Below are 21475 nucleotides of genomic sequence, written 5' to 3'. Positions count from 1 at the left end.
ACGGTGGCCCAAGTGACCCGCGTCACAGCATGGCAGGCTCCGCCGACACTCAGCGGAAGGTGTTGCACCGGGCCATGTCGCCCGTGCGGTAGCCCTGGTAGAACCACTGCTGCCGCTGCTCCGCCGAACCGTGCGTCCAGGACTCCGGGGTGACCCGGCCCTGGAACTTCTCCTGGATCCGGTCGTCGCCCACCGCCGCCGCCGCGTCCAGCCCGTCGCGGATGTCCTCGTCGGTCAGGCTCTTGATCAGCGGCCGTCCCGACTCGTCCGGGGTCCGCGTGGCGTGGTGCGCCCACACCCCCGCGTAGCAGTCGGCCTGGAGCTCGACCTTCACCGCGTTGCTGTTCGCGCCCGTCTGGCCGTTCTGGGCCCGCGCGAGCGTCCCCGTCAGGTTCTGGACGTGGTGCCCGTACTCGTGCGCGATCACGTACGCCTGCGCGAAGGGGCCGCCGGTGGCCCCGAACTTGGTCCGCAGGTCGTCGAAGAAGCCCAGGTCCAGGTAGACCTGCCGGTCGGCGGGGCAGTAGAAGGGGCCGACCGCCTTGCTCGCCGCCCCGCAGGCGGTGTTCACCTGGCCGGAGAAGAAGACCGTCGACGCCGGGGAGTACGTGCCGCCGCGCCGCTGGAACTCCTGCCGCCAGAAGTCCTGTGTGCTGTTCACCACGGCGACGAGCCGGCAGTCCTCCCGGGTGTTGGCGTCGCGGCCCTTCCTGCAGGCCTGCTGCACCTGGGCGGCCGAGGAGGTCGTCGAGACCGGCTGCGGACTCCCGTCGGACAGCCCCAGCTGGTCCGGCCCCACCCCGAAGAGCAGGCCCAGGACCAGCGCGATCAGCCCGACGATCCCACCGCCGACCGTGGCCCGCCCTCCCGGGATGCGGCTGCCGCGCACGTCCTTGACCTCGGACGTGTCCAGATCGGCGTCGTCGTCGAACTGCATGCCGCACCGCCTCCAGGCTCGGTCAACCCCTTCATCCTGATACGTGCCCCGCCCGCCCGGTGCGGCCCCTGGGCCGAACGGGTGAGGGCCGGGCCCCGCAAAGTGGTTGCGCACCCCCGTTAGAATGGCTTCATGGCAAATCTCCTCGCGGATTAGCGGCGTCGAAGAACGCGCGTCCGACCCCTCTTCCGCCGTCCATACCGCCCTGGAGTATTTCCGTGATCACCGCCACCGGCATCGAGCTGCGCGCCGGCGCCCGCGTCCTCATCGAGTCCGCTTCCTTCCGCATCGCCAAGGGCGACCGCATCGGCCTGGTCGGCCGCAACGGAGCGGGCAAGACCACCCTCACCAAGTGCCTGGCCGGCGAGGGCCAGCCCGCCGGCGGCACCATCACCCGCTCGGGTGAGGTCGGCTACCTCCCCCAGGACCCCCGCACCGGCGACCTCGACGTCCTGGCCCGCGACCGGATCCTCTCCGCCCGCGGCCTCGACGTCCTGCTCAAGAAGATGCGGATGAACGAGGAGCGCATCGCCAACGGCTCCGGTGCCACCCGCGAGAAGGCCCTGCGCCAGTACGAGCGCCAGGAGACCGAGTTCCTGACCAAGGGCGGGTACGCCGCCGAGTCCGAGGCGGCGACCATCTCCGCCGCCCTCAGCCTCCCCGACCGGGTCCTCGGCCAGCCGCTGCACACCCTCTCCGGCGGTCAGCGCCGCCGCGTCGAGCTGGCCCGGATCCTCTTCTCGGACGCCGACACCCTGCTCCTCGACGAGCCCACGAACCACCTCGACGCCGACTCGATCGTCTGGCTGCGCGACTACCTGAAGAACTACCGCGGCGGCTTCGTCGTGATCTCCCACGACGTCGACCTCGTCGAGACCGTGGTCAACAAGGTCTTCTACCTCGACGCCAACCGCTCGGTCATCGACATCTACAACATGGGCTGGAAGCTCTACCAGCAGCAGCGCGAGGCGGACGAGAAGCGCCGCAAGCGCGAGCGCCAGAACGCCGAGAAGAAGGCCGCGGCCCTGAACTCGCAGGCCGACAAGATGCGCGCCAAGGCGACCAAGACCGTCGCCGCCCAGAACATGGCCAAGCGCGCCGAGCGCCTGCTCTCCGGCCTGGAGGCGGTCCGAGTCTCCGACAAGGTCGCCAAGCTCCGCTTCCCGGACCCGGCGCCCTGCGGCAAGACCCCGCTGACCGCCGAGGGGCTGTCGAAGTCCTACGGCTCGCTGGAGATCTTCACCGACGTCGACCTGGCCATCGACAAGGGCTCCCGCGTGGTCATCCTCGGCCTCAACGGAGCCGGCAAGACCACCCTGCTGCGCCTGCTCGCGGGCGCCGAGCAGCCCGACACCGGCCAGGTCACCCCCGGCCACGGCCTCAAGCTCGGCTACTACGCCCAGGAGCACGAGACGCTCGACCCGGACCGCACCGTCCTGGAGAACATGCGCTCGTCCGCCCCCGACCTGGACCTGGTCGACGTACGCAAGACGCTCGGCTCCTTCCTGTTCTCCGGCGACGACGTGGACAAGCCCGCGGGCGTGCTCTCCGGCGGCGAGAAGACCCGTCTGGCCCTGGCCACCCTGGTCGTCTCCTCGGCGAACGTGCTGCTCCTCGACGAGCCCACCAACAACCTCGACCCGGCCAGCCGCGAGGAGATCCTCGGCGCGCTGCGCACCTACAAGGGCGCGGTCATCCTCGTCACCCACGACGAGGGCGCTGTGGAGGCCCTGGAGCCGGAGCGGATCATCCTGCTCCCGGACGGGGTCGAGGACCTGTGGGGCCCGGACTACCGGGACCTCGTCGCCCTCGCCTGACCCCTCCCGCCGGGTTGATCCAGTCCCGTATGGATCATTCGGCGCAGACGTGATCCATCATCTGAGTGAGACGGTCTCGTACCGTTGCGCTCTGTACAGCGGCCCCGGCCGCATCCTCCGGGATGCGCGACCGGGGCCGGCCGCTTTCCGCGTCCGGCCCCTGACCTGGAGATTCCTCTCGGTGACGGGGGAATGTGACGGAGGTCATGCAGCGGAAGAGGAGATTCCGTTCTGCTCGGGCGTCCACGGGCCGGGAAATGCCGCCGTACCGACCTTGCTGAATGGGTGGCCAGGAAGCCGGGGAGGGGTGATCATGAGAAGCACAGAGCGCACTTCCCATGAGGAGGCACGGGTGGCCGAGACTCTGAAGAAGGGCAGCCGGGTGACCGGCGCCGCGCGCGACAAGCTCGCGGCAGACCTGAAGAAGAAGTACGACTCCGGTGCGAGTATCCGGGCGCTGGCCGAGGAAACCGGCCGGTCCTACGGATTCGTCCACCGGATGCTCAGCGAGTCCGGAGTCACGCTGCGTGGTCGCGGTGGCGCGACCCGCGGCAAGAAGGCGGCCGCGGCCTGACCCTGGCCGCCAGGCCGGGGCCGGTGCCGAGGACCGTCCGACGGCTCCGTTCCGTTCCACGCATGGTTCTTCCGGTGACCCCCGGTCGGCTCCGCGGCCGACCGGGTGGTTACTGTGCAGTCACTTAGGCCGGGCGTCCGGCCACGACTGCACACCGGAGGCACCTGATGGCTCTGCTCGACAAGGATGGCGTACGGCTCACCATCGACGACACGGTCGCCACGGTGACGCTGACCAATCCGGCCAAGCGAAACGCTCAGTCCCCCGCGCTCTGGCGGGCGTTGGCGGAGGCCGGACGGTCGCTGCCCGGCACGGTCCGGGTCGTCGTGCTGCGCGGTGAGGGCAAGTCCTTCTCCGCAGGGCTCGACCGGCAGGCGTTCACCCCCGAGGGCTTCGAGGGCGAGCCGTCCTTCCTCGATCTGGCGCGCGGTTCCGACGAACTGCTCGACTCCACGATCGCCGAGTACCAGGAGGCTTTCACCTGGTGGCGGCGCAATGACATCGTCTCCATCGCCGCCGTGCAGGGGCACGCCATCGGCGCCGGCTTCCAGCTCGCACTCGCGTGCGACCTGCGGGTCGTCGCGGACGACGTGCAGTTCGCCATGCGCGAGACCAGCCTGGGCCTGGTGCCCGACCTGGCCGGCACCCGGCCGCTGACCGACCTGGTCGGCTACGCCCGCGCGCTCGAAATCTGCGCGACGGGGCGGTTCGTGCACGCCGAGGAGGCCGAGCGGGTGGGCTTGGCGAACCTGGTGGTCCCGGCCGGTGAACTGGACGCTGCCGTCCAGGACCTCACCAGCGCCCTGCTGGCGCCGCCGCGGGACGCCGTCATCGAGACCAAGGCGCTGCTGCGGGGGGCGGGGGGCCGTACCTACGACGACCAGCGGGTCGCCGAACGCGCCGCCCAGGCCCGTCGCCTCCGCGACCTGGCGGGGCTCTCCGACTGATTCCTTTCGCAGCGCGCCGCTCGCGCCGCGGCCGGCCTGCCCGGCTTCGCGGCGCCGCGCCGAACTCCGTCCGGCGGTGGCCGGCCGGGGTCCGGTGCCGTCTGCGGACCCTTGCCGCTGCGCGGGGCCTCTCCCCGTCCCGCCCGTCCTGCGTTCCCCGGGCTGGGCCCCGGACCCCGCGCCGGCGCCGCGTCCGCGGCCGCACCGGCGATTGAGGTGGGAACGGAGGAAGGGCGGGGCGGGGACACGGCTCCGCGCAGCGGTACCCCGGGGCCCGCACCCGCGGCAAGGTCAGAAGCCGTGCCGGAAGCCGCCGTCGACCGGGAGCATCACGCCCGTGAGGTACGACGCCGCCGGCGAGAGGAAGAACGCCGCGGTGCGGCCGAACTCCTCCGGCGTCCCGTACCGCCGCAGCGGGATCCGGGACTCGTGCAGCGCCCGGGCCGCTCCCGCGTCGCCGGACAGCGCGTCCAGCTCCCGCACCCGGTCGGTGTCGATCCGCGCCGGCAGCAGCCCGATCACGCGGATCCCGCGCGGCCCCAGCTCCACCGACAGGGACTTGGCGAAGCCCGCCAGGCCCGGCCGCAGGCCGTTGGAGATGGTCAGGCCGGGGATCGGCTCGTGCACCGAGCCCGAGAGGACGAAGCCGATGACCCCGCCCTCACCCAGCTCCGCGGCCGCCGCCCGTGCGAGCCGGACGGCGCCCAGGAACACCGACTCGAACGCCGCCGTCCACTGCTCGTCGGTGGTGTCCGCCGTGCCGCCCGGCGCCGGCCCGCCGACGCTGATGAGGATGCCGTCGAGCCGCCCGAACCGCTCCTTCGCCTCCGCCACCAGCCGCTCCGCGGCCCCCGCGTCGGCGTTGTCGGCCGCCAGGCCCACCGCGTCCGGCCCCAGTTCGGCGGCCGCGTCCGCCGCCCGCTTCCCGTCCCGCCCCGTCAGTACGACCTTCGCGCCCTCGGCGGCCAGTTCCCGTGCCGCGGCGAAGCCCAGCCCGCGCGTGGCGCCGGTGACGAGGTAGACGCGGTCCTTCAGTTCAAGATCCATGCGGGCCAACCTACGCCGAGGCGGGCTCCCGCTCCACCGTGGCCACCGCGGCCGCCGCCTCGCGGTCGCGCCGCTCCCGGCGCACCAGGACCAGCCACCCCACCGGCACGGCCGCCGCGAACAGCCACCACTGCACGGCGTAGGCCATGTGCGGGCCGATCGAGTCGTGGTCCGGCTCCGCCACGGCCTCGGGTCCGCCGCTCGGCGGCAGCGGGGAGGTGAGTTCCAGGTAGCCGCCGAGGACGGGCTTGCCGAGGTAGGCGGACTGCTGCTCGCTGTTGACGAGCATCACCTGGCGGTCGGGCAGGCCCTTGCGGTCCTTGATCCCGCTGCCGCCGCTGGTCTCGTCCGCCTTGAGCCGTCCGGTGACCGTCACCTCGCCCGACGGCGCGGCCGGCACCGGCGGGTAGGCGGTCGGGTCGTCACCGCCGGGCACCCAGCCCCGGTTGACCAGCACCACCCGGCCGTCCCCCAGCACCAGGGGGGTCACGACCTGGAAGCCGACCTTGTCGTCGTTCGAGGTGCGCATCCGGACGACGACCTCGTGCGCGGAGTCGTACGTGCCGGTCGCCGTGACGGCGCGCCAGTAGTCGGCGCGCGGGACGGTGTGGCCGGGCGAGGTGACCTCGGTCATGGGCGCGGGCTTCGCGGAGAGGTTCTTCGCGATCAGCTCGTTCTGGGCGACCCGGTGCTCATGGCGGTGGTACTGCCAGAACCCCAGCTTGATCATCACGGGGATGAGGACGAGGGCGATGAGGGTGAGGCACACCCACTGCCGGGTCAGCAAGAAGCGGTACACGTCCATGACGGTACCCGCAAGGGAAAGGACCCCGGAGGGCGGGTGGCCTTCCGGGGATGGAGGGGGAGGAAAGGGGACGGGTCAGACGCGGTCGACGATGCCCACCTTCCCCTCCGCGCGGGCGCAGTGCCCGCCGCAGAACCACTGCCCCTCGACCTCGACGCCCTGTCCGATGATCTGGACCCGGCAGTGCTCGCAGATGGGCGCCATGCGGTGGATGGCGCAGGAGAAGCAGTCGAAGACGTGCACCGCGCCCTGCGCGTGCACCTCGAAGGACATGCCGTAATCGTTTCCGCAGACCTCACAACGTGCCATGCGCCGCATGGTTCGCGGGCCGGCGGGCCGGAACAAGATCCGCCGGGGTGAGTCGCGGCGCCTGCACCCGCCCGGAGCAACGGCCGCGCTACTTCTCCTCGGCGGGCGCCACGTCCCGCAGCAGCTGGGTGAAGGCCGCCTCGTCCACGACGGGGGTGCCGAAGGCCTTGGCCTTGACCGTCTTGGAGGTCGCGGAGTCGGGGTCGTTGGTGACCAGCAGGCTGGTGAGCCGCGACACGCTCGTCGCGACGTGCAGCCCGGCCTCCACCGCCCGGTCCTCCAGCAGCTCCCGGTCCACGGAGGTGTCACCGGAGAACGCGACCCGCATGCCCTGCTTCAGCGGCTTGCCGTCCTCGAACCGCCCCGGGTTCGGGTAGGGGGAGGGCGTCAGCTTCCGCGAGGCGCGCCAGCTGCCGCCGCCCCGGTACGAGGCCTGGTAGCCGACCCGGGGCGTGGCGGGGGAGTCCGACCACTCCGTCAGCGGGCGGCACTCCAGCAGCGGCAGCCGTACGCCGTCGCGGGCGGCCGCGTGCAGCGACGGGCGGAAGGCCTCGGCCAGCACCCGGGCGTCGTCGAGCGCGTGGTGGGCGCGCTGCTGCACCACGCCGTAGTGCGCGGCGAGGGACTCCAGCTTGTGGTTGGGCAGCGGGAGGTTCAGCTCCTTCGACAGGGCGATGGTGCACAGCCGCTGGCGTACCGGCGCGGCCGACGAGGCCCGCGCGTACTCCCGGGCGATCATCTGCCAGTCGAAGATGGCGTTGTGCGCGACGAGGACCCGGTCCGCGAGCCGCTCGGCGAACTCCCCGGCGATGTCCTCGAAGAGGGGCGCGTCCGACAGCATCTCGCTGGTCAGGCCGTGGATCCAGACCGGCCCCGGGTCGCGGCGCGGGTTGACCAGGGTGTACCAGTGGTCCTCGACGTCGCCCCGGGCGTCGAGCCGGTAGACGGCCGCGGAGACTATCCGGTCGTCGCGAGCGAGCCCGGTCGTCTCCACGTCGACGACCGCGTACCCCTGGGGGTACGCGGTCGGCCACGTCGTGTCTGCGGTCGTACGGTCGTCGAGCATGGTCATAGAGGATACGGGCCCTCACGGACAGTCCCGGTCCGCCGCCGGTTCATCCGCCCGCCAGCAGGGCTTCCGTCAGGGTCCGCACCGAGAGGACGAACAGCCGCTCCGGGTCCGCCGGACGGGCCAGCTCCCGGGCGAGGGCCGGGTCGCCGGGTGCGTCGGCGGGGTCCCACAGCTCGCCCTCGCCGGGGGACTGGACGGGGGAGCGCTCGCGGTTGCGTTCCACCAGGACGAAGCCCACCACCTGGAACTGGACGGCGCGCACGGCGTCGGCCGCGCGGGCGCCGCGCAGTCCCGCCGCGCGCACCTCGGCCACCAGGGCCCGCTGGGCGGGCAGGAACATCCGGTCGGTCAGCCCGCGTTCGTGGACCATCGCGATCAGGTGCGGGCGCTCGCGCAGTTCGCGGCGCAGGCCGCGGGCGATGGAGACGACGCGCTCGGCGGGGGTGCGGCCGACGGGCCGGATGGCCCCCATGTCCTCGACGGTCCGCTCGACCAGGGCGTCGAGGAGCTGCTCGCGGTTGCCCACGTGCCAGTAGATGGAGGTGACCGCGGTCCCCAGCTCGGCGGCCAGTTTGCGCATGGTGAGGCCGTCCGGGCCGTGCTGCCTGACCAGCGCCGCGGCGGCCGCCAGTACCGCCTCGCGGGTGAGCGGGCTCCTCGCCATCGGCGTCCTCCCCGGTCCGATCGATCCGACGCACCGTCAGTTTTCTCTGTGCGGCCCTCTTTACCCTTCATCGGCAGCGGTGTAACTGTGTTACAGAACCCTCCTCCCGGGCTCCGTCCGGGGGGACCCCCAGAAGGGTGGTGCGGAACATGGCACGCGTACGGTACGGAGCGCGCACCGGAGCGGAGATCGCCGCGTCGCGCGAGAAGAGCTCGAACCTCCCCGACATCTGGTCCACCGGAGTCGTGGCCGTCTGGGAGACCGACCCGGACGTGGTGGCGGCCGTCCTGCCGCCGCCCCTGAAGCCCGCCGAACGGCCCCTCGTCCGGGCCAACATCAGCAAGGTCGACCTGCCCGGCTACCCGCTCGGCGCCGGCTCGGTCGCCGTCGCCGCCCGGCACGGCGGGGTCGAGGGCTGGTACCCGCTGGTCATGCCGATGACCCACGAGCGTGCCCTGACCGGCGGCCGCGAGGTGTTCGGCGAGCCCAAGAAGCTGGGCGAGGTCACCGTCGAACGCGAGGGGCTGGTCGTGCGCGCCTCCCTCGCCCGGCACGGCATCGCCTTCGTGGAGGTGCGCGGGGCCGTGGACCGGGAACTGCCCGTGCCCGAACCGGCGAGGAAGACCGACTTCTACTTCAAGTTCCTGCCGGCGGTCGACGGCTCCGGTTTCGAGGACGACCCGGTCCTCGTGCACTGCACGCGCAACGAGAAGGTCCGCAAGCTGGAGCACCTCACCGGTGACGTGGTCCTGCGGGAGTCCATGTTCGACCCGGTCGCCGACCTGTCCGTACGCCGTCTCGTGGAGCTCACCATCGGCGAGAAGACCAGCGACCAGCAGGGCCGGGCCGTCGAACGGGTCAGTGCCCAGGCCCTGCTCCCCTACCTCCACCAGCGCTACGACGACCCGCAACAGGCCTTCGACGGCCCGCCCGAGGGGGGTGCGTGACATGAGGATCGAACCCGGACAGGTGGCCGTCGTCACCGGCGCCGCGAGCGGCATCGGCCTGGCCCTGGCCCGCCGCTTCGCCGCCGAAGGCCTCAGGGTGGTCCTCGCCGACGTCGAGGAGGGCGCCCTGCGCAAGGCCGCCGACGAGCTGCGGGCGGACGGCGCCGAGGTGCTCGCCCACACCGTCGACGTCAGCGACCGCGACTCCGTCGTCTCCCTCGCCGATGCCGCCTACGAGGCCTTCGGTGCGGTCCACGTCCTCTGCAACAACGCCGGAGTCGGCTCGGGCGCCGAGGGCCGGATGTGGGAACACGAGCCGAACGACTGGAAATGGGCCTTCTCCGTCAACGTCTGGGGCGTCTTCCACGGCATCCAGGCCTTCGTCCCCCGCATGATCGCCGGCGGCGCCCCCGGGCACGTCGTCAACACCTCCTCCGGCGACGGCGGCATCGCCCCGCTCCCGACCGCCTCCGTGTACGCCGTCACCAAGGCGGCCGTCGTGACGATGACCGAGTCCCTCTACGCCCACCTCAAGGCCGAGGGCGCCTCCGTCGGCGCCTCCGTCCTCTTCCCCGGACCGCACATGCTGCGCACCGGGCTGTGGGAGTCGCACCGCAACCGCCCCGAGCGCTACGCGAAGGAGCGCCCGCGCACGTCCCCGTACCGCACCCTCGACCAGTACGAGTCCGCCATGCGCGCGGCCGGGCACGAGGTGCGCTTCACCCCGGTCGAGGAGGTCGCCGAGCACGTGGTCGACGGCATCCGCGCCGACCGGTTCTGGATGCTCCCGGCCAGCGAGCACAGCGACCGGCAGATCCGCGCCCGGTCGCAGTCGATGCTCGACCGGGCCAACCCCGCCTACCTGGAAAGCTTCATCCTCGACTGAGGAGAGACACACCGTGAGCGCGTACGAAGACCCGTACCTGATCATCTCCTCCGACTGCCACGCCGGGCTGCCCACCGAGCAGTACCGCCCCTACCTCGACTCCCGTTTCCACCGCGCCTTCGACGAGTTCCTCGGCCGGCGCGACGCCCGCCGCGAGGAGGCCACCCGCCTGGGCATCCGCAACGAGGCCTTCGCCGAGAAGTGGTTCCACGACCACGAGGAGGGCCTCAAGGGCGGCTGGGACCCGGCCCAGAGGGTGAAGGAGCTCGACGGCGACGGAGTCGCGGCCGAGGTCGTCTTCCCCGACGCCGATGCCGTCGACAGCCAGACCGCGGCCCCCTTCGGGGTGGGCCTGGGCCTGTCCGGCGACCAGGACCCCGAGCTCGGGATGGCCGGCGCCCAGGCGCACAACCGCTGGCTCGCGGAGTTCGTCGCCCGCAACCCCGAGCGGCACTGCGGCGTCGCCCTGTTGCCCGTCACCGCCGAGCCGGCCAAGGTGGTCGCCGAGATCCACCGGGCGAAGGAGTCCGGCCTGGGCGCCCTGATGATCCCCTCCATGTGGGTGGACAAGGCCCCCTACCACGACCGCCGCTACGACCCGGTGTGGGCGGCCGCCGCCGAGACCGGCATGCCCGTCGTCACCCACTCGGGCGCCGCCCCGCGCCACGAGTACGGCGACCACCTGGGCATCTACGTCTCCGAGGTCACCTGGTGGCCCGCCCGCCCGCTGTGGTTCCTGCTGTGGTCCGGGGTCTTCGAACGCCACCCCGGGCTGAGGTTCGGCGTCGCCGAGTCGGGCTGCTGGTGGCTGCCGAACCAGCTGTGGTTCATGGACCGCCTCTATCTCGGCGCGCACGGCGGCAAGAAGCTCTCGCCCTTCGCCGAGCTGAAGCGCCCGCCGAGCGAGTACCTCGACCGGCAGGTCTTCGTCTGCGCCACCAACACCAAACGCCGCGAACTGGCCCAGCGCTACGAGATCGGCGTGGACAACATCCTGTGGGGCTCCGACTTCCCGCACCCCGAGGGGACCTGGCCCGACACCCGCGCCTGGCTGGCCCGGACCTTCCACGACATCCCGGTGGCCGAGACCCGCCGGATGCTGGGCCTGGCGGCGGCCGAGGTCTTCGGCTTCGACACGGGGAAGCTCGCCCCGATCGCCCGCCGGATCGGCCCCACCCCGGCCGAGCTGGGCCAGTCGCCCGACCAGGCGTCGGTGGAGGCCTCCTGGGCCCGCTCCCGCGAGGTGGGCCGGCACTGGCTGACGGACAACGACTTCCCGGTCCTGGGGGTCTCGTCATGACGGAGGACCGCTACACGGTCATCTCGGCCGACTGCCACGCGGGCGCCGACCTGCTGGACTACAAGCCCTACCTCGCCAAGCGCCACCACGACGCGTTCGACGCCTGGGCCGCCACCTACGTCAACCCGTACGAGGACCTCCTCGCGGACACCGCCGACCGCAACTGGAACTCGGCGCGGCGGCTGGCGGAGCTGGAGGCGGACGGCATCGTCGCGGAGGTGGTCTTCCCGAACACCATCCCTCCCTTCTTCCCGAAGGCCTCCCTGATGGCGCAGCCGCCGACGGCCGCCGAGTACGAGCTGCGCTGGGCCGGACTCCAGGCCCACAACCGCTGGCTGGCCGAGTTCTGCGCGGACGCGCCGGGCCGGCGGGCGGGGGTGGCGCAGATCCTGCTGAACGACGTGGACGCGGCGGTGAAGGAGATCCGCCGCACCCGGGAGGCCGGGCTGACGGGGGGCATCCTGCTGCCCGGCGTCCCGCCCGGCTCGACCGTCCCCGAGTTGTACTCGGACGCGTACGACCCCCTCTGGGCGGTCTGCGACGAACTGGACGTCCCGGTCAACCACCACGGCGGCTCGGCGTCCCCGCCGCTGGGCGACGAGCCGGCGGCCCGCGCCGTCTTCATGGTCGAGACCACCTGGTTCTCGCACCGCGCCCTGTGGCACCTGATCTTCGGCGGCGCCTTCCGCCGCCACCCGGGCCTGAAGCTGGTCCTCACGGAGCAGGGCTCGGGCTGGATCCCGGGCGTCCTCCGGATGCTGGACTACTACCACGGCCGCCTGGTCGCCGCCTCGTCCACGGCGGAGTCCAAGTTCGGGGCGGGGCTCGCCGAGGCCATGGGCAAGGGCCCGAGCGAGGTGTGGCGGGACAACTGCTTCGTGGGGGCGAGCTTCATGCGCCCCCACGAGGTCCCGCTGCGGGACCGGATCGGCCTCGACAAGATCATGTGGGGCAGCGACTACCCCCACGACGAGGGCACCACGCCCTACTCCCGCGAGGGCCTGCGGATCGCGTACGCGGGTCTGCCGAAGGAGGAGGTCGCGGCGATGGTCGGCGGCAACGCGGCCCGGGTGTACGGGTTCGACCTGGCCCTGCTGGACGCGGTGGCGTCGAAGTGCGGCCCCCTGGTCTCGGAGGTGGCCCAACCGCTGACGTCCGCCCCACCCGACGCCACCAGCCCGGCCTTCGCCCGAGGAGGCTCGGTCCGCGTCTGGTGAGGCGGTTCCCGCCGGGCGGATCACCAGGGGCTCAGCCTCTTGATCCGCTCCGGCGGGATCCGGTCCAGGCCGGCGGAGTGGGTATTCGCCCCGAGTGTGATCGTCAGCCGGTCCAGGTCGGCGAGCGGGGCCAGGTCACAGCCGCCGCTGAGCCGCCCGGTCAACCCCGGACGCGTGAGACCGCGCAGCCCGTGCAGGGCCGCGAGGCCGTTCGGGCGGCGGCAGGCGGTGAGGTCCAGCCCGGAGAGTCCGTCCTGGGACGCGGGTGTCCCAGCGCGGGCCGCCCGTCCGACGGGCCGTGTTGACGGCGAGCCACTGGAGCAGGGTGCTCTTGCCCGAGCCCGCCGGACCCTGCAGCACCGCCCGGTCGGCGGCTCCGAGGGCCTGCTCCGCCTTGACGGTGGTCGGGTGCGGTCCGGGTTCTCCCGGCTGGAGCCGGTACTCCTCGGCGCTGACCGCCAGGCCGATGTACGCCAGGTCCAGCGGCCACTCCTCCCGCGCCCGGCCGGTCGTCAGGCCGAACAGCCGGAGCCGGCCGTGGGTGTCGGCCATCCAGCGGGCGTACCGCTCCTCGAAGGCGTGCGCCGTCCCGTCGCCGCGTTCGGCCAGCCGGTCCACGGACCGCTGCAACGCCCCGGTGCGGCGTACCAGTTCCACGTCGGCCCGCGCCCCGAACGAGGGCAGCGTCGTCAGGTACTCCACCGCGTGCGCGCACGCCAGCCGGATCAGGTCCCGGGCCAGGGCCTCCGCCCCCGGGCTCAGTCCCGCCCCCGCGGGCACCGGCAGCAGCGCCGTCAGCCGCGCGGGGTCCAGGTCGGCGGCGAACAGGGCGTCCGCGCCGGCCCCGCCCAGTGCCGCGAACGCGTCGGCCACCGCGTCGAGCGCCGCCAGGCGTTCGTGCTCCGGTAACCCGGACCCGGCTCCGCCCAGCCGCTCCGCCGGCCCCTCGGCCGGCCTCCGCGCCTCCGGCGGGCCCAGCTCCTCCGGCCGGCGCCAGCGCGCGGCCGGCCGGACCGGCCGGTCCGTGAGCCTGGCGCCCGGCACCTGCCCCAGCCGGGTCCTCCACAGCCACCCCGCCGCCGTGCTGGCCGCCCTCAACACCGCCGTTTCCGCCCCTGCCATGCGCCCTCCCCCTTGTACCCCGGGTAACCCCGTCGGATACTGATCGGTAACAACCCCTAGCGGCACCCCGGAACCCGCCCTAAGGTGCGCCCATGCCCAATCTGCCCGATGTCGTGCTGTGGTCCATACCCGCCTTCGTGCTGCTCACCGTCATCGAGGTGGTCAGCTACCGGCTCCATCCCGACGAGGACGCCGCCGGCTACGACGCCAAGGACGCGGTCACCAGCGTCACCATGGGCATCGGGAGCATCGGCTTCGACCTGCTCTGGAAGATCCCGGTCGTCGCGGTCTTCACCGCCGTCTACGAACTGACCCCGCTGCGGGTGCCGTTCCTGTGGTGGACCGCCCTGCTGATGCTCCTCGTGCAGGACTTCCTCTACTACTGGCAGCACCGGCTGCACCACGTCATCCGCATCCTGTGGGCCTGCCACGTGGTCCACCACAGCAGCAGGCGGTTCAACCTCACCACCGCCCTGCGCCAGCCCTGGACCAGCGCGACCACCTGGTGGTTCTACCTGCCGATGGTCGCCCTCGGCGTCCACCCGGCCGCGATCCCGTTCTGCTACGGCATCAACCTGCTCTACCAGTTCTGGGTGCACACCGAGCGCATCGGGAAGCTGCCGCGCCCCTACGAGTACGTCTTCAACACCCCCTCCCACCACCGCGTCCACCACGCCTCCCAGGGCGGCTACCTGGACCGCAACTTCGGCGGCATCCTGATCGTCTGGGACCGGATGTTCGGGTCCTGGGTGGGGGAGACCGAGCGGCCCGTCTACGGGCTCACCAAGAACATCGGCACCTACAACCCGCTGCGCGTGGCCACCCACGAATACGCCGCCATCGCCCGCGACGTCCGCGCCGCCCGCAGCTGGCGCGAGCGGGCCGGGCGGATCTTCCGCGGGCCCGGGTGGCAGCCCGCCCCGGCCGCGGCCGCGCAGCCCGAGAAGGCGCCGGAGCCCGCCGCGTGAGTGCCGTCCAGTCCCGTATGCGGTCCGCACCGGGAAGCGCCGGTACCGCCGGGCGGGTGCTCCTCGCCGCCTTCGCCGTGGCCTCGGCGGCCGACCTCGTCTCGCTGCTCGCCGGCTGGCACCCCGGGCACCTGATCGCCAAGCCGCTGCTGATGCCGCTGCTGGTCGGGTACGTGCTGACGCTCGGCGCCCCCCGGCTGCTGGTCGCCGCGCTGCTGTTCGGCTGGGGCGGGGACCTCGCCCTGCTCTTCGACGCCGAGCCCGCCTTCCTCGTCGGCATGGGCTCGTTCGCCGCCGGGCACATCTGCTACCTGGTCCTGTTCGGGAGGGGCCGGACGAGCCCCGCGCTCGGGGGCGCGTACGCCCTGGCGCTCGTCGGGACCGTCGCGCTGCTGTGGGGGGACCTGCCGGCCGGACTGCGGATCCCCGTCGCCGGCTACAGCCTGCTGCTGGCCTCGATGGCCTACCGCTCCAGCGCCCTCGGCCGGGTCGCCGGGGCGGGCGGGGCGCTGTTCCTGCTCTCCGACAGCCTGATCGCCACCGGCGTGGCCGAGTGGCCCCAGCTCCCGCGCCCCGACTTCTGGATCATGGCCACCTACCTCGCGGCCCAGTACCTGCTGGCCCTTGGCGCGGTCCGCCCGGAGCAGGCGTACCGTAGGGAGGTCATACAAGACTGAACGATCTTCAACCGGAGGGCTGCACCACCATGCGCGCCACCGTCATCCACGCCCCGCACGACATCCGCGTGGAGGAGGTGCCCGACGCTGCGATCCAGCGCCCCGAGGACGCCGTCGTCCGCGTCCTGCGTGCCTGCATCTGCGGCAGCGACCTGTGGGCCTACCGCGGCGAGGCCCAGCGCCAGCCCGGCCAGCGCATCGGCCACGAGTTCCTCGGCGTGGTCGAGGAGACCGGCTCCGCCGTCTCCGGCCTGAAGGCCGGGGACCTGGTCGTGGCCCCCTTCATGTGGTCCGACGGCACCTGCGACTACTGCTCCGAGGGCCTGTACACCTCCTGCGTGCACGGTGGCTTCTGGGGCTCGGTCGGCTTCGACGGCGGGCAGGGCGAGGCCGTGCGGGTCCCGCACGCCGACGGCACCCTGGTGAAGCTGCCCGCCGCGGCCGCCTCCGACGACCACCTGCTGACCGGACTGCTCGCCCTCTCCGACGTCATGGGCACCGGCCACCACGCCGCCCTGGGCGCGGGCGTCCGCGCGGGCTCCACCGTCGCCGTCGTCGGCGACGGGGCGGTCGGCCTGTGCGGGGTCCTCGCGGCCAAGCGGCTCGGCGCCGAGCGGATCATCGCCCTGGGCCGGCACAGCGCCCGTACCGACATCGCCAAGCTCTTCGGGGCCACCGACGTGGTCGCCGAGCGCGGCGAGGCGGCCGAGGCGGCCGTCCGCGAGCTGACCGGCGGCCAGGGCGCGCACTCCGTCATCGAGGCGGTGGGCACCGAGCAGTCCATGCGCACCGCCGTGAACATCACCCGCGACGGCGGCGCCATCGGCTACGTCGGCGTCCCGCACGGCAGCGGAACCGGCCTGGACCTCGGCGTGATGTTCGACCGCAACATCAGCCTGCGCGGTGGCGTGGCGCCGGTCCGCGCGTACATCCCGGAGCTCCTGGAGGACGTGCTCAGCGGCGCGATCGACCCGGCGCCCGTCTTCGACCGGGCGGTGTCCCTGGACGAGGTCCCGGACGGCTACCGCGCGATGGACGACCGCAGCGCCCTCAAGGTCCTGATCAAGCCCTGACCGGGCGGATGCCGAAGGGGGCCGGCCGGGTGAGCCCCGCCCGGCCCCTTCCCGTCACCGCTTCACGGCCTTGAGGGCGTCGACCACGCCCGAGCCGTAGAAGCCGGTCTGCCCCCACTTGGCCTGGCAGGTGGTGGCGTCGACCAGGGTGCCGGTGGCGTCGTAGATCTTGTCCGGGCAGGCGGTCTTCGTCGCCTGGGCCTTGAGCATCGCCTGGAGCTGGGAGGGCGTCGCCCCCGGGTGGGTGCTCTTGAGCAGGGCCGCGACGCCCGCGACGTGCGGGGTGGCCATCGAGGTGCCCTGCTTGTAGCCGTAGCCGCCGCCCGGGAGGGTGGACAGGACCCGGCCGTTGGCGTCGGGGGTGGCGGGGATCTGCCACTTGTCGCCGCCGGGGGCGGCCACGTCGACGACGCCGAGGCCGTAGCTGGAGTAGTACGAGCGGAATCCCTTGTCGCCGGTCGCGCTGACCGTGACCACGCCCGGCAGCTGCGTGGGCAGGTCCAGGCAGACCTTCGGGTCTATGGTGCGCGGCGCGGGGGTGCCGTCGTCCGGGCTGGTGTCGTCGGTGATCGAGTCGGCGGCCAGGTCCCAGTTCTCGTTGCCGGCGGCGGCCACGTTCAGCACGCCCTTGCGCTCGGCGTACCGGCCGGCCCGGGTGAGGGCCTCGACCAGTGCCTTCTGGTCGTCGTCCGTCTTGCAGTTGAAGTACCAGGGGTCGACGTAGTAGCTGTTGTTGGTCACCGCGATCCCCTTCTCGGCGGCGAACATGAACCCGCAGACGACCGCCTCGGTGTAGAAGAGGCTGGTCCCGGGCTCGCTCACCTTGATCGCGGCGACCTTGACGCCCGGTGCCACGCCGCTGACGCCGAGGCCGTTGCGCGCGGCGGCGATGGTGCCCGCCACGTGCGTGCCGTGGTCGCTGCCGTCGGGGTACGGGCGCCACGCGCCGTCCGTGGTGTCCGCGACGCCGCCGACGCAGTTGGCGGACTGCTCCTTGGAGAAGTTCGGGGCGAGGTCGGGGTGGGTGTCGTCCACGCCCGTGTCGATGACGCCCACGGTGACGTTGCGGCTGCCCGCGTTCACCTTCTGGGCCTGGTCGGCCCCGATGGCCCGCAGGTCCCACTGGTTGGCTTCGAGGGGCTCCTGCCCCGGTTCGGCCGCCGCGGCGGCCCGCGCGGCGTCGGTGTCGGAGAGCCTCTGGGTGGTGCCCTCCTCGGTGGTCTGCACCGTCTGGAGAGGGGCCGTACGGGTGGCTCCGACGGACACGAACAGGTTCCGCTGGGCCCGCAGCCGCTTGGCGAAGTCCGGGTTCTGGGAATGTGCGACGACGACGCCGATCTGTCCGTAGACCGTCACCACCGTCCCGCCGGCCTCCTCGATGGCCTTCCCGGCCTGCTGGGCCGTCCCGTACGCGGTCAGGTTCGCCACGTACGAGAGCGCGGGGCCGGCGGCGGCTGTCGGCGCGGCCGTCGCCGAGCCCGCCGTGTCGCCCAGCGGCGCGGCCGAGGCAGCCAGCGAGGGCAGGAAGGCGAGTGAGGCCGTGAGCGCCAGGCCGACCGGAACGGTGAGGGCACGCCGGCGGCCGGATCCCAGAGGAGCCATGGGTTCTCCACATCATCCGTGAATGAGCAGTCCGCACGCGGTCGCGTCGGACGCGTTCATGACAAGGGAACCTAGCGTCGTCGTTCGCCTTTGCGCCATCAGTTCGAGGAATCAGCCGTTTCAAACGCAGGACCGCCGAAGAAACAGCCGGTGTTGAACCGACCCGGCGCGCCGCCCGTGCCGTTCACCGGGGGGCTCGGCACCACGCCCCCCACACGGAGGTTGTTTTGTCCGTCCCCACCGCACCCGCGTCACAAGGAGAACCCCCCGTGACCACGCAAGCAGCGCCGCCGCCCGGCGGCGCGGGACCGGCCGCCGCACAGGTGCCGGCCGAAGAGTTCGCGCGCGTCCAGCAGAGCCCCGAGTTCGCCGAACTGCGCGGCTCCTACCGTTCCTTCGCCTTCCCGCTCACCGTGGCCTTCATCGCCTGGTACCTGCTCTACGTCCTGCTGTCCAACTACGCGGGCGGCTTCATGGGGACCAGGCTCTTCGGCAACGTCAACGTCGCCCTCGTGCTCGGTCTCGCGCAGTTCGCGACGACCTTCCTGATCGCCTGGCTGTACTCGCGGCACGCCGCCGCCAAGCTCGACCCCAAGGCACGGGCCATCAAGGAGAGGCTGGAGGGCGGAGCATGAGCACCGTCCCGCAGCTGACGACCGCCGCCGGCGCCACCGAGCACCGCCCGCTGATCATCACCCTGTTCGCGCTGTTCGTCGTCGCCACCCTCGTCATCACCGTCTGGGCCGGCCGCCAGACCAAGGACGCCGCCGACTTCTACGCCGGCGGCCGCCAGTTCACCGGCTTCCAGAACGGCCTCGCCATCTCCGGCGACTACATGTCCGCCGCCTCCTTCCTCGGCATCGCCGGAGCCATCGCCCTCTTCGGCTACGACGGCTTCCTCTACTCCATCGGCTTCCTCGTCGCCTGGCTGGTGGCCCTGCTGCTGGTCGCCGAGCCGCTGCGCAACTCCGGCCGCTACACGATGGGCGACGTCCTCGCGTACCGGATGCGCCAGCGGCCCGTCCGCACCGCCGCCGGAACCTCCACCATCGTGGTGTCGATCTTCTACCTGCTCGCCCAGATGGCCGGCGCGGGCGTGCTCGTCTCGCTGCTCCTGGGCATCACCGCCGACGGCGGCAAGATCGCCGTGGTCGCCCTCGTCGGCGTCCTGATGATCGTCTACGTGACCATCGGCGGGATGAAGGGCACCACCTGGGTGCAGATGGTCAAGGCGGTGCTGCTCATCGCGGGCGCCATGCTGATCACCTTCCTGGTGCTGCTGAAGTTCGACTTCAACGTCTCCGCCCTGCTCGGCCAGGCCGCCGAGCACAGCGGCCAGGGGACGAAGTTCCTGGAGCCGGGACTGAAGTACGGCAAGGACTCGCTGACCAAACTGGACTTCCTCTCCCTGGGCCTCGCCCTGGTCCTGGGCACCGCCGGCCTGCCGCACATCCTGATCCGCTTCTACACCGTGCCCACCGCCAAGGCCGCCCGTAAGTCCGTGAACTGGGCCATCGGCATCATCGGCGCCTTCTACCTGATGACGATCGCCCTCGGCTTCGGCGCCGCCGCGCTGCTCGACCGGGACGCGATCATCAAGTCCAACAAGGCCGGCAACACCGCGGCCCCGCTGCTCGCCCAGGCCGTCGGCGGCGGACCCGACTCCACCGGCGGCGCGATCCTCCTCGCGGTGATCTCCGCCGTGGCCTTCGCCACGATCCTCGCCGTGGTCGCGGGCCTCACCCTGGCCTCCTCCTCGTCCTTCGCCCACGACATCTACGTCAACGTCATCCGCAAGGGACGGGCCACCGAGAAGGAGGAGATGCGCGCGGCCCGCTGGTCCACCGTGGTCATCGGCGCCGTGGCGATCTTCCTCGGGGCCCTGGCCCGCGACATGAACGTGGCGGGCCTGGTCGCGCTGGCCTTCGCGGTCGCCGCCAGCGCCAACCTCCCGACGATCCTCTACAGCCTCTTCTGGAAGCGCTTCACCACCCAGGGCGCCCTGTGGTCCATCTACGGCGGCCTGATCTCGGCGGTCGGCCTGGTGCTCTTCTCGCCGGTGGTCTCCGGCAAGCCCACCTCGATGTTCAAGGACGCCGACTTCTACTGGTTCCCGCTGGAGAACCCGGGCATCATCTCGATCCCGCTCGGCTTCCTCCTCGGCTGGCTGGGAACGGTGCTCTCCAAGGAGGAGGCCGACCCGCAGAAGTTCGCCGAGCTGGAGGTCCGCTCCCTCACCGGAACCGGGGCCCACTGAACAGAGGCTCCCCGAGACCGTACGAACACCGTGCGTGGCCGCGTCGTACTTCCGTACGACGCGGCCGTGTTACGTCTCGTTCATTCGGGCACCTCTCGGGGACACACCCGTCGCGTACGCTCGATCCATAGAACCTCTAGATCCGGACAGGGGAGGGGGCCCACAGTGCTTCTCGACACGTACGGCCGCGTGGCCACTGACCTGCGCGTCTCACTCACCGACCGGTGCAACCTGCGCTGTACCTACTGCATGCCCGAAGAAGGCCTGCAGTGGCTGGGGAAGTCCGATCTGCTCAGTGACGACGAGATCGTCCGGCTGATCCGCATCGCCGTCACGCACCTGGGCATCACCGAGGTCCGCTTCACCGGCGGGGAGCCGCTGCTGCGGCCCGGCCTGGTGGGGATCGTCGAACGGTGCGCCGCTCTGGAGCCCCGCCCCAAGATGTCGCTGACCACCAACGGCATCGGCCTCAAGCGCACCGCGCAGGCCCTCAAGGCCGCCGGCCTGGACCGGGTGAACGTTTCGCTCGACACCCTGCGCCCCGAGGTCTTCAAGATCCTCACCCGGCGCGACCGCCACCACGACGTGATCGACGGCATGGCCGCCGCCCGCGAGGCCGGCCTCACCCCGGTCAAGGTCAACGCCGTCCTGATGCCCGGCCTCAACGAGGACGAGGCCCCCGACCTGCTCGCCTGGGCCGTGGAGAACGAGTACGAGCTCCGCTTCATCGAGCAGATGCCGCTGGACGCCCAGCACGGCTGGAAGCGCGACGGCATGATCACCGCCGGGGACATACTCCAGTCCCTGCGCACCCGCTTCACCCTCACCGAGGAGGGCGCCGACGAGCGCGGCTCCGCCCCCGCCGAGCGCTGGCTGGTCGACGGCGGCCCGGCCACCGTCGGGGTCATCGCCTCCGTCACCCGCCCGTTCTGCGGGGCCTGCGACCGCACCCGGCTCACGGCCGACGGCCAGGTCCGTACGTGCCTGTTCGCCACCGAGGAGTCCGACCTGCGCTCCGCGCTGCGCTCGGGCGCCCCGGACGAGGAGATCGCCCGCCTGTGGAAGGTGGCGATGTGGGGCAAGAAGGCCGGCTCCGGACTCGACGACCCGTCGTTCCTCCAGCCGGACCGCCCGATGTCGGCGATCGGCGGCTGAGCTCCCGAAGGGACGGCCTAGCTGTTCTGTCCCGGGAGGTTGTGGACGGGTGACGCAGGTCTCGGCTGAGGGATCTTGAACGGGTGAGGGCCTTCCGGG

General features: G+C 72.2%; 22 protein-coding genes. 13 read left to right on the top strand and 9 right to left on the bottom strand.

What is annotated here, in order from left to right; translation table 11 throughout:
* Window positions 1-49: 49 nt before the first annotated feature.
* Entirely contained in the window at window positions 50-937 is an 888-nt protein-coding gene (gene ypfJ, locus WDV06_RS18920; protein WP_395510936.1) for a KPN_02809 family neutral zinc metallopeptidase, read from the bottom strand.
* Window positions 938-1155: 218 nt separating this feature from the next.
* Here ypfJ and WDV06_RS18915 point away from each other — a divergent pair, with 218 nt between their 5' ends.
* From WDV06_RS18915 to WDV06_RS18905, 3 genes are all read left to right on the top strand, one after another.
* Window positions 1156-2754 (top strand): ABC-F family ATP-binding cassette domain-containing protein, encoded by a 1599-nt coding sequence (locus WDV06_RS18915; protein WP_395510935.1) that lies wholly within the window; start codon window positions 1156-1158, stop codon window positions 2752-2754.
* Between the two features lie 352 nt (window positions 2755-3106).
* A complete protein-coding gene (locus tag WDV06_RS18910; protein ID WP_007263382.1) occupies window positions 3107-3328 on the top strand; it encodes a helix-turn-helix domain-containing protein in 222 nt (73 codons plus the stop codon).
* Window positions 3329-3495: 167 nt separating this feature from the next.
* On the top strand, window positions 3496-4275 hold the full coding sequence (locus WDV06_RS18905; protein WP_395510934.1) for an enoyl-CoA hydratase/isomerase family protein: 780 nt from the start codon (window positions 3496-3498) through the stop codon (window positions 4273-4275).
* Between the two features lie 291 nt (window positions 4276-4566).
* On the opposite strand, the gene WDV06_RS18900 is transcribed toward WDV06_RS18905, so the two are convergent.
* From WDV06_RS18900 to WDV06_RS18880, 5 genes are all read right to left on the bottom strand, one after another.
* The gene (locus tag WDV06_RS18900; protein WP_395510933.1) at window positions 4567-5322 is read right to left on the bottom strand and encodes an SDR family oxidoreductase; all 756 of its coding nucleotides are present in this window, start codon (window positions 5320-5322) and stop codon (window positions 4567-4569) included.
* Window positions 5323-5332: 10 nt separating this feature from the next.
* Window positions 5333-6121, bottom strand: coding sequence for an SURF1 family cytochrome oxidase biogenesis protein (locus tag WDV06_RS18895; RefSeq protein WP_395510932.1), 789 nt, complete (start codon window positions 6119-6121; stop codon window positions 5333-5335).
* An 81-nt stretch (window positions 6122-6202) separates the two neighbouring features.
* Window positions 6203-6436, bottom strand: coding sequence for a hypothetical protein (locus tag WDV06_RS18890; RefSeq protein WP_079431638.1), 234 nt, complete (start codon window positions 6434-6436; stop codon window positions 6203-6205).
* 88 nt (window positions 6437-6524) lie between these two features.
* Window positions 6525-7508 carry a DEDDh family exonuclease gene (locus WDV06_RS18885; protein WP_395510931.1) on the bottom strand — a complete coding sequence of 328 codons (984 nt, stop codon included), beginning with the start codon at window positions 7506-7508 and terminating at the stop codon, window positions 6525-6527.
* 43 nt (window positions 7509-7551) lie between these two features.
* Window positions 7552-8172, bottom strand: coding sequence for a TetR/AcrR family transcriptional regulator (locus tag WDV06_RS18880; RefSeq protein ID WP_395510930.1), 621 nt, complete (start codon window positions 8170-8172; stop codon window positions 7552-7554).
* Between the two features lie 149 nt (window positions 8173-8321).
* Here WDV06_RS18880 and WDV06_RS18875 point away from each other — a divergent pair, with 149 nt between their 5' ends.
* Genes WDV06_RS18875 through WDV06_RS18860 form a run of 4 tightly spaced genes read left to right on the top strand, consistent with a single transcriptional unit; the run spans window position 8322 to window position 12522 of the window.
* Entirely contained in the window at window positions 8322-9119 is a 798-nt protein-coding gene (locus WDV06_RS18875) for an acetoacetate decarboxylase family protein (protein ID WP_395510929.1), read from the top strand.
* A 1-nt stretch (window position 9120) separates the two neighbouring features.
* A complete protein-coding gene (locus WDV06_RS18870; RefSeq protein ID WP_395510928.1) occupies window positions 9121-10005 on the top strand; it encodes an SDR family NAD(P)-dependent oxidoreductase in 885 nt (294 codons plus the stop codon).
* 13 nt (window positions 10006-10018) lie between these two features.
* Window positions 10019-11305, top strand: a complete 1287-nt coding sequence (locus WDV06_RS18865; RefSeq protein WP_395510927.1) for an amidohydrolase family protein — start codon at window positions 10019-10021, stop codon at window positions 11303-11305.
* Complete coding sequence (locus WDV06_RS18860; protein ID WP_395510926.1) at window positions 11302-12522, top strand: amidohydrolase family protein; 1221 nt, start codon at window positions 11302-11304, stop codon at window positions 12520-12522. Before WDV06_RS18865 ends, WDV06_RS18860 begins: the two co-directional genes overlap by 4 nt.
* Before the next feature lie 20 nt (window positions 12523-12542).
* Here the strand turns inward: WDV06_RS18860 and WDV06_RS18855 are convergent, their stop codons facing one another.
* Together WDV06_RS18855 and WDV06_RS18850 are read right to left on the bottom strand one after the other, a co-directional pair.
* The gene (locus WDV06_RS18855; protein WP_395510925.1) at window positions 12543-12686 is read right to left on the bottom strand and encodes a hypothetical protein; all 144 of its coding nucleotides are present in this window, start codon (window positions 12684-12686) and stop codon (window positions 12543-12545) included.
* Window positions 12658-13644, bottom strand: coding sequence for an NACHT N-terminal Helical domain 1-containing protein (locus WDV06_RS18850; protein ID WP_395510924.1), 987 nt, complete (start codon window positions 13642-13644; stop codon window positions 12658-12660). Before WDV06_RS18850 ends, WDV06_RS18855 begins: the two co-directional genes overlap by 29 nt.
* Before the next feature lie 92 nt (window positions 13645-13736).
* Here WDV06_RS18850 and WDV06_RS18845 point away from each other — a divergent pair, with 92 nt between their 5' ends.
* From WDV06_RS18845 to WDV06_RS18835, 3 genes are read left to right on the top strand one after another with little or no spacing between them, the layout of a single operon-like run.
* Window positions 13737-14612, top strand: coding sequence for a sterol desaturase family protein (locus tag WDV06_RS18845; protein ID WP_395510923.1), 876 nt, complete (start codon window positions 13737-13739; stop codon window positions 14610-14612).
* Between the two features lie 17 nt (window positions 14613-14629).
* Entirely contained in the window at window positions 14630-15289 is a 660-nt protein-coding gene (locus WDV06_RS18840; RefSeq protein WP_395510957.1) for a lysoplasmalogenase, read from the top strand.
* Between the two features lie 29 nt (window positions 15290-15318).
* A complete protein-coding gene (locus WDV06_RS18835; protein ID WP_395510922.1) occupies window positions 15319-16362 on the top strand; it encodes a zinc-dependent alcohol dehydrogenase family protein in 1044 nt (347 codons plus the stop codon).
* 54 nt (window positions 16363-16416) lie between these two features.
* Here the strand turns inward: WDV06_RS18835 and WDV06_RS18830 are convergent, their stop codons facing one another.
* Window positions 16417-17964: a S8 family serine peptidase gene (locus WDV06_RS18830; RefSeq protein ID WP_395510921.1), complete on the bottom strand. Its 1548-nt coding sequence runs from the start codon at window positions 17962-17964 to the stop codon at window positions 16417-16419.
* Window positions 17965-18233: 269 nt separating this feature from the next.
* On the opposite strand from WDV06_RS18830, the gene WDV06_RS18825 reads away from it, so the two are divergent.
* From WDV06_RS18825 to moaA, 3 genes are all read left to right on the top strand, one after another.
* Window positions 18234-18599, top strand: a complete 366-nt coding sequence (locus WDV06_RS18825; protein ID WP_395510920.1) for a DUF485 domain-containing protein — start codon at window positions 18234-18236, stop codon at window positions 18597-18599.
* Window positions 18596-20221, top strand: a complete 1626-nt coding sequence (locus tag WDV06_RS18820) for a solute symporter family protein (protein WP_395510919.1) — start codon at window positions 18596-18598, stop codon at window positions 20219-20221. The genes WDV06_RS18825 and WDV06_RS18820 overlap by 4 nt, the downstream gene beginning before the upstream one ends.
* A gap of 165 nt (window positions 20222-20386) precedes the next feature.
* On the top strand, window positions 20387-21376 hold the full coding sequence (gene moaA, locus WDV06_RS18815; RefSeq protein ID WP_395510918.1) for a GTP 3',8-cyclase MoaA: 990 nt from the start codon (window positions 20387-20389) through the stop codon (window positions 21374-21376).
* The last annotated feature ends 99 nt before the right edge of the window (window positions 21377-21475 follow it).

This window comes from Streptomyces racemochromogenes, from assembly GCF_044129415.1.
Lineage (GTDB): Bacteria > Actinomycetota > Actinomycetes > Streptomycetales > Streptomycetaceae > Streptomyces > Streptomyces racemochromogenes_A.
Note: the sequence above shows the minus strand (reverse complement) of the source record. Positions and strands in the feature narration are given on the sequence as shown.